The following is an 11,681-nucleotide window of genomic DNA, read 5'->3' as shown; positions in this document are numbered from 1 at the left end:
ATATGACCTTCCGGGGTAGAACGCTCGCGTGAGCGAACACAGCCCCGGTGCAACATCCAAGCGGGACCGTGGAGCCCTGATCGGATCCGGCGCGTTCTGGCTGGCGAAGTGGTCGTTGGTCATCGTGGCGATCGCCGCGGGCGCGGTGGTACTCGGTTGGCTCGTGGCCCAGCTGTGGGTGATCTTCCTGCCGGTCTTGCTCGCCGTCATCCTGTGCACCGTGCTCTGGCCACCGGCGCGCATCCTGATGGACCGCGCCGGATTGCCGCCGGCGGTCGCGGCGCTGACGACGCTGTTGCTGTTCCTGGCCATTGCCTCGGGTCTGATCGCGCTGATCATCCCGCCACTGCTGAGCCAGATGCCTGCGCTGATCGACCAGGCAACCGAAGGCATCAACCGGCTGCAGGACTGGATCGCGGGACCCCCGCTCAACCTGCGGCAGGAGCAGTTGGAGCGCTTCACCGACTCACTGGTCAACGCGATGCGGGAGCGTTCCGCGGCGATCGCGACCGGTGTCGTCAGCGGGGTCAGCACGGTCGGCAGCGTTCTGGTGACGCTGGTACTGACGATCGTGCTGTCGTTCTTCGTCCTCAAAGACGGACGCAAGTTCTTGCCCTGGCTCGTCGGGTTGACCGGCCGCGCCGGACGGCACCTGGAAGCGGTGCTCAGCCGGATGTGGGACAACCTCGGCGGCTTCATCCGCGCGCAGACGGGGGTGGCGCTGATCGACGCGGTCTTCATCGGCGCCGGCCTGCTGATCCTCGGTGTCCCGCTGGCGCCCGCGCTGGCTGTGCTGACCTTCATCGGGGCGTTCGTTCCGTTCATCGGCGCCTTCGTCGCCGGAGCGCTCGCGGTGCTGATTGCCCTGGTGGCCAACGGTTTCGTCAACGCGCTGCTGGTGCTCGCGGTCATCATCGCCGTGCAGCAGATCGAAGGGAACGTACTGCAGCCGTTGCTGCAGAGCCGCGTGATGAAGCTGCACGCGGCGGTGGTGCTGCTCGCGGTGACCGCGGGCGGCGCGCTGTACGGGATCATCGGCGCCTTCCTGGCCGTGCCGACGGTGGCGATGCTGACGGTGCTCGCGCGCTACGTCAACGAGCAGATCGATCAGCGGGCCGCAGACAATGCGAACGGTGCCGAGCCGGGCCCCGACACCGCAGGCCGGGCGATCGATTAGCCCGCCGTCATCATTCGGAAAGAAATTCGCACGGTTAGCGACCGCAGAATGTGTCAATACCCCACTGCATCGAAAATGCATCGTCTCCGGCGAGACGTGCATACGTCTAGGTCGGAAGCGATGAGGTGAGTCATAGACGGACTGGTGGAGCCCGCCCGCCCCGCGCTGCGCTCCGTACACAGCTGCACCCCGATGGTCTGCACCGCGGGCCGTAGGACCTGACATGCCCGCGGCAACGGCGGTTCACTTCTTCCTCGCGCTGGCGGTCATCCTCGCGGCGTGCCGCCTCGCCGGTCTGCTGGCGCAACGCGTGGGCCAGCCGCCGGTCGTCGGCGAGATGATCGCCGGGGTGGTCCTGGGTCCCTCACTGCTGGGCAGGGTCGCCCCGGGTGTGCAGGAGGATCTGTTCCCGGCCGGCACCTCCAACGTCGTGCTCTACACCGCCGCGCAGATCGGCCTCGTGCTCTACATGTTCGTCGTCGGCTTGAACTTCGACGTCGACCACGTCAAACAGCGCGCCCGCACCGCTGTCGCGGTCTCCACGGCCGGAACGCTGGCTCCCCTGGTGCTGGGCGCGGCCGTCGCGGTGCCGCTGCTGTCCTCGGGCGGATTCTTCGGTGACGGCGTGAGTCTTCCGATGGCGATGATGTTCATGGGGGCGGCCATCGCGATCACCGCCTTTCCCATGCTCGCCCGGATCATCTTCGAAAAGCGGCTCACCGGAACGTCTCTGGGCACTCTCGCACTCGCATGTGGCGCCACTGCGGACGCGATCTCCTGGTGCATCCTGGCGGTCGTCGTCGCCGTACACCGTGGCACCCCGGCGACGGCCGTCACGGCCATCGTGGGCGGGCTGCTCTACACCGTGTTGGTGCTGACGCTCGGGCGGCGCGCGGCACGGGTGCTCGGCTCCAAGTCCGAGGAGCAGCGGACCATTCCCGGGTGGGTGTTGAGCACCGTCCTGATCGTGCTGATGAGCGGCGCCTGGCTCACCGACACCATCGGAATCCACGCGATTTTCGGCGCATTCATCATCGGTGTCGCCATGCCGTCGGGACTGTTCGCCCGGCGCCTCACCGAGACCATCGAGCCACTCACCACAAGGCTCTTGTTGCCGCTGTTCTTCGTGTACTCCGGACTCAACACCGAGATCGGACTGGTGAACACGCCGGAACTCTGGGCGCTGACGCTCGGCGTGCTCGTCGTGGCGATCGCGGGCAAGGGCGTCGCGTGCGCCGCCGCGGCCAGATTGAGCAAGGTACCGCTGCGTGAATCGGTCGCGCTGGGATCACTGATGAACGCGCGCGGATTGATCGAGCTCATCCTGCTCAACATCGGTCTGGAGGCCGGCATCATCACCCCGACGCTGTTCACCATCCTCGTGCTGGTCGCCATCGTCACGACGCTGATGGCAGCCCCGATCTTCGAATTCGTCTACGGGCGTCACCGGCCTCCACTCGACGCCACACCACCGTCAGCGGATCCCGTCGAGGCGACCTCCGCCGTTCCGGCGACCGAAGGAAGGTAACGCACGTGCGATCGAAGCTGTCCCAACTCGACCCCGAGGCCCGCGCCACCCTCGCCCGCAAGATCCGGAACCAGCTGTCCTCCAACGGATCCGCCCCAACGGACCACGACGTGGCGATCATCGGAGGAGGCGCCGCGGCCCTGACGTTGGCATTGGAGCTTCGCTCCGCACGACCCCGCACCCGGATCCTGATCATCGAGCCGACCGCACGTCCGGTCGCCGAGATCACCCACACCGTCGGCGAGTCGACGGTCGAGGTGTCCGCGCATTATCTCCGCGAACGCCTCGGTCTGGCCGACCATTTGAGCACCGCGCAGATCCGCAAGATGGGCCTGCGGATGTTCTTCTCACACGACGGCAACACCGACATCACAAGCCGCGTCGAACTCGGCAGCTCGTCGTTCGTACCCCAAGTGACCTACCAGATCGACCGCGGCAGGCTCGAGAACGAACTCGCCCGCAGGTGCGCAGCCGCCGGGATCGACATCGCCCGCGGCCGGGTCAGGACCGTGGACTTCGGCGACGACGCGCACACCGTGTCATACCAGGGCGACGACGGGACCAGCCGCACGACGACACGCTGGGTGGTCGACGCGTCCGGCCGCAACCGGGCGCTGTCGCGCCAGCTGGACCTGAAGCGGGCCACCGACCACCACTGCAACGCCGCATGGTTCCGGGTCAAGGCCGAACTCGACATCGGACAGTGGAGCGACGACCCCGACTGGCACGGCCGGCTGGTCGAAGGCGACCGCGCACTGTCGACGAATCACTTGATGGGCGAGGGTTATTGGGTCTGGCTCATCCGGCTGGCCTCCGGCGCCACCAGCGTCGGCATCGTCGCCGACCCCGAGTTCCACCCTTTCGACGAGTTCAACACGCTGGAGAAGGCCAAGGCGTGGATCCGCCGGCACGAACCACAGTGCGCCGACGAGATCGCCCGCCATGACGACCTGATCATGGACTTCCGCGTCATGAAGCACTACAGCCACGCCGCCACGAAGGTCTTCGACGGCGCCGCGCGCTGGTGCCTGACCGGCGACGCAGGCATCTTCCTGGACCCGCTGTACTCCTCAGGGCTGGACCTGGTGGCCATCGGCAACGGTCTGGTCACCGACATGGTCACGCGCGAACTCGACGGTGAAGACGTGGTCGCCCGCGCGGGCATCAGCGACTCCCTATTCCGGTCACTGGCCGACATGTGGCTGGCGGTGTACGAGAAGCAGTACACGCTGATGGGCACGCCGACGGTGATGTCGGCGAAGATCATCTGGGACATCGCGTTCTACTGGGGCTTCATCGGATTGCTCTACCGAAACGGCCGATTCGTCAGTGTCGCAGACGATCCCGCGGTCGTTCCGCACCTCGACGGCCTGATCGCACTGAGCAACCGGGTGCAGCGGTTCTTCCGCGAATGGGCCGCCGTGGAAGGCCGCCGATCGCCGGTTCGATTCGTCGATCTTTATACGCCGCTGAACTTCATGGCGACACTGCACATGGCGATGATGGAACCCGCGCCCGACTTCACCGACCGGTTCGAGGCCAACGGCCGGTTGTTGCGGCAACTGGCGGGCCAACTGGTCGAGACCGTGCTCGCCGACAAATCCTCGCTGTTCGACGACGATGCCGCCGTGGCCCAGGTGCAGGCGTGGCAGCGCGACCCGCTGCTGAGGGAACTTCGCGCCGTGTATCGCCGTGAACAGCAGACCAATCCGGTCAGCTCCGACTGGATCCACACCGCTATCCGTGAGTTGCAGGTATGAACACGCACGACAACCAACACCGGCCCGCACCATTGGCGATCGTCGGGATCGGATGCCGACTACCCGGCGGGGTCGGCTCCGCCGAGGACTACTGGCAACTGTTGAGCGATGGTGTCGACGCGACCCGCGAGGTTCCCGAATCACGCTGGAATGCCGACCGATTCCACGACGCCAACCCGAAGAAGGTCGGCAAGATGGTCACCCGGCGAGGCGGTTTCCTCGACACCATCGACCAGTTCGATCCGCAGTTCTTCGGAATCTCGCCGCGGGAGGCGCATTCGATCGACCCGCAGCAACGCCTGATGCTGCAGACCACATGGGAAGCGCTGGAGGACGGAGGGCTGCGGCCCGACCATCTCGCCGGAACCGACGTCGGGGTGTTCATCGGCGGCTTCACCCTGGACTACCAACTGCTGCAGAACCAGGGCCGCGGCAGCCGCTACCAGTTCAAAACGCATTCCGCCGCCGGAATGATGATGACGATGCTGGCGAACCGCATCTCGTTCGCCTTCGACTTCCGCGGACCGAGCATGACGATCGACACGGCGTGTTCGAGTTCGCTGGTCGCGGTGCACCTTGCGGCCCAGAGCATTTGGAACGGTGAGAGCGAGCTCGCGCTGGCCGGGGGCGTCAACATCATGGTCGGGCCCAACACCGCGATCGCCGAGTCCAAGAGCGGGTTCCTCAGCCCCGACGGGCGCTGCAAGGCCTTCGACCAGTCAGCCGACGGCTACGCGCGCGGCGAGGGCGGCGCCGTCGTCGTCATCAAACCCCTCGAGCAGGCGTTGCGCGACGGCGACGAGATCTACGCCCAGATCCTCGGCACCGCGGTGTCCCAGGACGGCCGCACTGACGGCATCACGGTGCCCCGCGCGCAGGCACAGGCCGCCGCGATCACCTCGGCGCTTCGCCGGGCCGGCGTCCGGCCCAACGACGTCGGATACGTCGAAGCGCACGGCACCGGCACACCCGTCGGCGACCCGGTCGAGACGCGCGCGCTGGCGTCGGCGCTGACGTCGGACCGCACCGATCCGTTGCCGATCGGATCGGTCAAGACCAACATCGGTCACCTCGAAGCCGGCGCCGGGGTCGCCGGGTTGATCAAGACCGCGTTGGTGCTCAAACACGGATACATCCCGGCGCACCTGCATCTCCACAACCCCACCAGCCAGGTGTCTCTCACCGAGCTCAAGCTCGACGTGCCGCGCGCCGGCCGCCCCTTCCCCGCCGGACCGCGGATCGCGGGGGTCAACTCGTTCGGATTCGGCGGCACCAACGCCCACGCGGTGCTCGCCGAACCACCAGCCCCGGCCGATGTCCGAACCTCGAACACCGTCGAGCACCTTCCTCTCACGCTGCTGCCGATCTCGGCGCGCAGCGAGGAGGCCCTGGTGGCGTCGGCGCGCCAATTGGCCGACCACCTGGAGGCCGAACCGGACATCGGCCTGCCCGACCTGAGATTCACGCTGTCGCAACGTCGCTCGCACCTGAGCCACCGCCACACCCTTGTCACCGACAGCGTGTCCGATGCACGAGAGCAACTGCGCGCCCTCGCCGACGGCGGCCAGATCGCCTCCGCGCGCACGTCGTCATCGACGCCCAAGCTCACGTTCGTCTGCAGCGGGATGGGCCCGCAATGGTGGAAGATGTGCCGCGGGCTCCTGGGCGTCCTGCCCGCGTTCACCGAAAGCATCGCGCGAAGCGATCGCGAGCTGGCGCGCCACACCGACTGGTCCCTGATCGAGGAACTCCTGCGCGGCGAAGCGGATTCCCGCATGGGTGAGACAGAGTTCGCCCAGCCGGCCAATTTCGCGATCCAGGTCGCCCTGGCCGCGCAACTCGAACAATTCGGCATCCGGCCCGATGCCGTGATCGGCCACAGCGCAGGCGAAGTCGCCGCCCACCACCTCGCCGGGCTGCTGGACTTCGAGCAGGCGATCGAGGTCATCTACCACCGCAGCAGGCTCCAACAACGAACCAGCGGACAGGGCCGCATGCTGGCCGTCGGCTTGGACACCGACTCGCTGATGGCCGCCCTCGAGGACACAATGCGCGAGGAATTCGGGCAGCGGGTCTCGGTGGCGGCCGTCAACAGCCCGTCCGCGGTGACCATCGCCGGGGACGGTGAGGTACTGGACGACATCGCCCGCCGATTGGAAGACGCCGAGGTCTTCACTCGGTACCTGACCGGCAAGGTGCCCTATCACACCCATTACATGGACGCGATCAGAAGCGATCTCCGTGAGGCCCTCGACGGGTTGGCGTCGCGGCCTGCGCAGCTTCCGCTCTACTCGACGGTGACCGGCGACCTGTTGGACGGATACCGCTCCGGTGCCGCCTACTGGTGGCAGAACACCCGCGCCACAGTCCTTTTCGAGCCGGCGATCCGCCGCATGCTCGACGACGGCTACACCCACTTCGTCGAGCTCGGACCGCACCCGGTGCTGGCCTCGTCGATCTTCGAGATCGCCGGCGCGCAGAAGACCCTCGTCCAGGCCACGCAGCGACGCAACGACGACGACCTGCGCACGTTCATGACCGCCCTCGGGGCGCTTCACGACCACGGACACGACATCGACTGGGAGGCCCTGTATCCGCGCGGTGGAGCGCGGCTGCTGAAGCTGCCCCGCTACCCGTGGCAGTCGCGGCGCTACTGGAACGAGACCCAGGAGGCCACCGAGGCGCTGCACTATCACCCGGTGCACCCGCTGCTCGGCCAGCCGGTCAGTGCCGCACACCCCACCTGGGAAATCGAATTGAGCACCGCCCTCGTGCCGTTTCTCTCCGACCACCGGGTCCAGGGCAGCGTCGTCGTGCCCGGCGCGGCCTACATCGAGTTGGCGCTGGCCGCGGCCAAAGAGACCTACGGAGTGGACCTCGCCGTCGACAACCTGGTGCTGCACCGCGCACTCATCCTCGACGACACCTGCGATCCCATCCTGCGGACCACCCTCAACCAGGACACCGGGGCCCTGGAATTCGCCGCGCACACCGCGACCACCGACGGCGAACTCAAATGGACGATCACCGCGACGGCAGAACTCGCCACGCTCCCGAAATCGGGCGGCACCCCGCCTCCGATGGCCGAGGCGGCGCCCGCCAATGCCATGAGCGGCGACGAGTTCTACGCCCTCACCGAAGCCATCGGGTTCGACTACGGGGACGCGTTCCGATCCGTCACCGGCCTCACCGCCGGCGACGCGTGGGTGGTCGCCGAGATGGAGATTCCGGCCCGGATCGCCGCCGAGCTCGACGACTACCGGTTCCACCCGGCCCTGATCGACGGCGCCTTCCAAACGCTGTTCGGTGCACCGCTTCCCGGTGGCAGCGCCGCCGAAAGCCCATACCTGCCCGTCCGGATCCGGCGCAGCGCCGTGTACGGCACACCCAAAGGCGATATGACCGTACGGCTGGCCGTCAGGTCGGCGACCGCCGAGGAGATCGAGAGCGACATCGCGATCTGCGACCATCGCGGGGAGCGACTGGCGGTCTTCGAGGGCTTCACGGTGCGGTCGCTGAGCGCCTCGACGCGCATGTCGCCGGAGCGAATCGACAAGGGACTCTACGAACTTCAGTGGGTTCCCGCGGCCGAGCCCAGCAGTGAGGACTGCGTGGAGCCGACCGACACGGCGTCATGGCTGGTGTTCGTCGACGACACCGGATTCGGTGAAGCGCTCGCCGATCTCCTGCGAAACCGGGGCCACCGCGTACACACCGTCACCCACCGCATCGTCGATGCCGTAACCGCGGTCGACGGCGGATACGCGATCAACGAACGGCGTCCCGAACAGGTGGCCCAGCTGTTCGAGCGGCACCTCGCCGAAGACGGCGACCTCACCGGTGTCATCGACTGCTGGCCAATGGATCTCGACGCCGACGCGCAGGCCTGCGACCCGGACGGCGCCGACCACCTCGGTGTCCTCACGCTGTTGCGCATCACGAAGGCCCTGGCCGCACACGACACTGTGTGCCCGCGCCTGTACGTCATCACCGCGAACGCGCAGCCGGCGCTGGGCACCGAACCACTGGCCGTCGACCAGTCCACGGTGTGGGGGCTCGGCAGGGTCGTCGGCCATCAGGAGTTCGTCGAGCGGTGGGGCGGTCTCATCGACATCGACGACACCGATGACGTCGGCGACACCGCCGCGCGTGTCTGCCGGCACATCCTCGATTCCACGTCCGAGGATCAGGTGGCGATCCGCGGCGAGGTGACGCTGGTTCCGCGGCTGCGGCACAGCACAAACCTCACAAAACCGTTTCCCACCAAGCTCTCTCCCACCGCGACCTACGTCGTCACCGGCGGCACCGGCGCGCTCGGTCGCACCGTCGCCACCTATCTGGCCGAGCACGGCGCACGACACATCGCGCTGCTGAGCAGAAGCGGCCTGCCGCCGCGCCACCGGTGGCCCGGCATCACTCCCGACGACCCGCAGTTCACCGCCGTCGACACCGTCCGGGCCGTCGAACGCCTCGGCGCACAGGTGAGCGCCGCGAGCGTCGACATCACCGATGCCGATGCGGTGGCGGCTTGGCTGGCCGACCACGACCGCAACACAGACCGGCCGGTCCGCGGAGTCATCCACGCCGCAGGCGCGGTCCACGACCAGCTCCTGGTCAACGTCAGCGAAGACGACTTCCGCAAAGTGCTGGGTCCCAAGGTCACCGGCACCCGGGCCCTGCACACCGCGTTCGCCGGCCAGGAACTCGACTTCTTCGTGATGTTCGGCTCCGCCGGCTCGGTCATCGCCTCACCCGGGCAGGGTAATTACGCTGCTGCCAACGCGTACCTCGACGCGTTCGCACATCACCGGCAGGCGCAGGGACTTCCCGCCCTCACCGTGGGCTGGGGACCGTGGTCGGTGGGGATGGTCGAAGACCTCAACCTCGAAAACGTCTACGCCATGCGAGGAATCGAGTTGATCACCCCGGCGGCGGGAGCGCTGATCCTCGACCGCCTGATCACCCAGACCACCCCGAATGTCATCGCCGTCAGCGCCGACTGGAACCGTGCTCGCCAGCTGCTGGGCGGGCACCTTCCGAAGATGTTCGCCGACCTCGACGCGGCCACCGCCGCTCCGACGGACCCCGGGACGGACGGATCGTTGCTCGAGCTGCTGGCGAACACCCCGGAACCCGAACGCCTCAACGTGATCACCGATCACGTCGAGCGTCTCGTCGCGGCAGTGTTCGACTGTGCCGTCACCGATTTCGCGAACGACGACCTGCTCGACGACATCGGCCTGGACTCCATGATGGCGATGGACTTCCGGGTCAGGATCAACACCACGTTCTCGATCGACCTGCCGGTGTTGGAGATCCTGAAGGGCGTCAGCGTCGGCTCGCTGGCCGCCCGTGTGCTCGACGAACTGCACACGATCCACGGTGCCACCGAAACGGCCGCGCCCCCGACCGAACCGGCCGTGGGTGACGTCGATCAGCTGATCGACGGGATGTCGGAGGACGATCTGCGAGAACTCCTGGCCGAACTCGAAGGCGGCACCGCGCCGTGACCGAGGCGGCTTCGACGGCGGTGCACGTGCGGGGGCTCTCGAAGGCCTACGGACCGATCCAGGCGGTTGCCGAACTCGACCTCGACGTCGCCTACGGTGAGGTCTTCGCCATTCTCGGCCCCAACGGCGCCGGCAAGTCGACAACCATAGAAATACTGGAGGGCAACAGAAGTCGCGACGCCGGACACGCGCGGGTGCTGGGCGAGGACCCCGCGGCGGCGGGACGCACCTGGCGGGCCAGGATCGGCATCGTGCTGCAGGAGGTCAGCGACGCCGGGATGCTCTCGGTGCGCGAAACCGTGCAGATGTTCGCGAACTGTTACGGCACCGCCCGCGAACCCGAAGACGCGCTCGAACTCGTCGGTCTGGACACGGCCGCGGACTCGCGGGTGCGCACGCTTTCCGGCGGTCAACGCCGTCGCCTCGACGTCGCGCTCGGGATCATCGGCAAGCCCGAGCTGCTGTTCTTGGACGAACCCACAACCGGTTTCGACCCTGAGGCGCGTCGACAGTTCTGGCAACTGATCAAGTTGCTGGCCGCCGACGGCACCACAATTCTGCTGACCACCCACTACCTCGAAGAGGCCGCGGCGCTGGCCGACCGGGTCGCGGTGATCGCAGGAGGCAGGGTCGTGGCCGTCGATTCGCCGGTGCGGTTGGCCGAGCATGTGAGCTCGGCCGCCACAGTGCAATGGATCGAGAACGGCCAGATAAAAGTCGAGACAACGGATTTCCCGACCGAGCTTGTCCGTCGCCGCAGCAGGAACGGTGTCGAACTGGAGCAGCTGACGATCAGTCGACCGACACTCGAGGACGCGTACCTACACCTGATCGGTCGGCCATGACGGATATCGAACACATCACCGCCGCCTCACCGCCGCGACACCGCACCACTGCGCAACCGGCGCTGCCGTCGCCGCTGCGGATCGGGCTGTCGCGGGTCGTTCCCGAACTGAAGATGTTCTACCGCCGGCCCGAGCAGATGGTGCTGACGTTCTCCATGCCCGCGGTGATCTGCCTGCTGCTGGGTTCGATCTTCTCCGAGGAGCTGCCGGGCAGCCAGACCAGCACCGGTGCGGTGATCGCCGCGAGCATGCTCGCCTACGGCATCCTGTCCGCGTCGTTCGTCAACCTCGGCACCAGCATCGCCGCCGACCGTGACACCGGGGCCTTACGCCGCCTTCGGGGCACTCCGACGACGGCGTCGTCGTATTTCATCGGCAAGATCGCGCTCGTCGCGGTGGTCAGCCTCGCCGAGGCAGTTCTGTTGTTGGCAGTGGGTGTGCTCGCCTTCGGGTTGCGCCTGCCGGCCGACGGATTCGGATGGTTCACCCTCGCGTGGGTATCGGTCCTGGGCATCGTCAGCTGTTCGCTGCTGGGCATCTTGATCAGCAACCTCGCGAGCAACGCCGTGTCCGCCGCCGTCATCACCAACGGCCCTTCGGTGGCACTGCAATTCGTCTCGGGCACCTACGTGCCGCTGATGATCCTGCCGACGTGGATGTTGGTGATCGGCTCCCTGTTCCCGGTCAAGTGGATGGCCCAAGGATTTCGTTCGGTGCTGCTGCCCGCGGAGATGGTCGCGCTGGAACCGGCAGGCAGCTGGGAACATTGGCGCATCTTCCTCGTGTTGGCGGCGTGGAGCGCCGCCGGGCTGATCGGTTGTCTCGCGATGTTCCGATGGTCGGACCGGAGCTGATCGCGCC

At 67.2% G+C, this 11,681-nt stretch carries 6 protein-coding genes; all 6 read left to right on the top strand.

Annotation, left to right across the window (positions count from 1 at the left end):
- Nucleotides 1-28 precede the first annotated feature (28 nt).
- The 6 genes from AU072_RS15250 to AU072_RS15225 all read left to right on the top strand — a co-directional run bounded on the left by AU072_RS15250 (nucleotide 29) and on the right by AU072_RS15225 (nucleotide 11,674).
- Complete coding sequence (locus tag AU072_RS15250; RefSeq protein ID WP_064414557.1) at nucleotides 29-1,177, top strand: AI-2E family transporter; 1,149 nt, start codon at nucleotides 29-31, stop codon at nucleotides 1,175-1,177.
- 223 nt (nucleotides 1,178-1,400) lie between these two features.
- A complete protein-coding gene (locus tag AU072_RS15245; RefSeq protein ID WP_064414556.1) occupies nucleotides 1,401-2,705 on the top strand; it encodes a cation:proton antiporter in 1,305 nt (434 codons plus the stop codon).
- 5 nt (nucleotides 2,706-2,710) lie between these two features.
- The gene (locus tag AU072_RS15240; RefSeq protein WP_064414555.1) at nucleotides 2,711-4,465 is read left to right on the top strand and encodes an NAD(P)/FAD-dependent oxidoreductase; all 1,755 of its coding nucleotides are present in this window, start codon (nucleotides 2,711-2,713) and stop codon (nucleotides 4,463-4,465) included.
- A complete protein-coding gene (locus tag AU072_RS15235) occupies nucleotides 4,462-9,975 on the top strand; it encodes a type I polyketide synthase (protein WP_064414554.1) in 5,514 nt (1,837 codons plus the stop codon). The genes AU072_RS15240 and AU072_RS15235 overlap by 4 nt, the downstream gene beginning before the upstream one ends.
- Nucleotides 9,972-10,820, top strand: coding sequence for an ABC transporter ATP-binding protein (locus AU072_RS15230; protein WP_120271019.1), 849 nt, complete (start codon nucleotides 9,972-9,974; stop codon nucleotides 10,818-10,820). Before AU072_RS15235 ends, AU072_RS15230 begins: the two co-directional genes overlap by 4 nt.
- Complete coding sequence (locus tag AU072_RS15225) at nucleotides 10,817-11,674, top strand: ABC transporter permease (RefSeq protein WP_064414553.1); 858 nt, start codon at nucleotides 10,817-10,819, stop codon at nucleotides 11,672-11,674. Before AU072_RS15230 ends, AU072_RS15225 begins: the two co-directional genes overlap by 4 nt.
- Nucleotides 11,675-11,681: the final 7 nt, after the last annotated feature.

It is taken from the genome of Mycolicibacterium novocastrense, from assembly GCF_001499835.1.
GTDB classification, from domain to species: Bacteria; Actinomycetota; Actinomycetes; order Mycobacteriales; family Mycobacteriaceae; genus Mycobacterium; species Mycobacterium novocastrense.
The sequence above is the reverse complement of the archived record's forward strand: the minus strand, read 5'-3'. Positions and strand labels throughout refer to the sequence as shown.

Excerpts from the sequence above, each read along its gene's own strand:
- AU072_RS15225 (WP_064414553.1), top strand. The coding sequence starts at position 10,817 with ATGACGGATATCGAACACATCACCGCCGCCTCACCGCCGCGACACCGC.
- AU072_RS15235 (WP_064414554.1), top strand. The coding sequence starts at position 4,462 with ATGAACACGCACGACAACCAACACCGGCCCGCACCATTGGCGATCGTC.
- AU072_RS15245 (WP_064414556.1), top strand. The coding sequence starts at position 1,401 with ATGCCCGCGGCAACGGCGGTTCACTTCTTCCTCGCGCTGGCGGTCATC.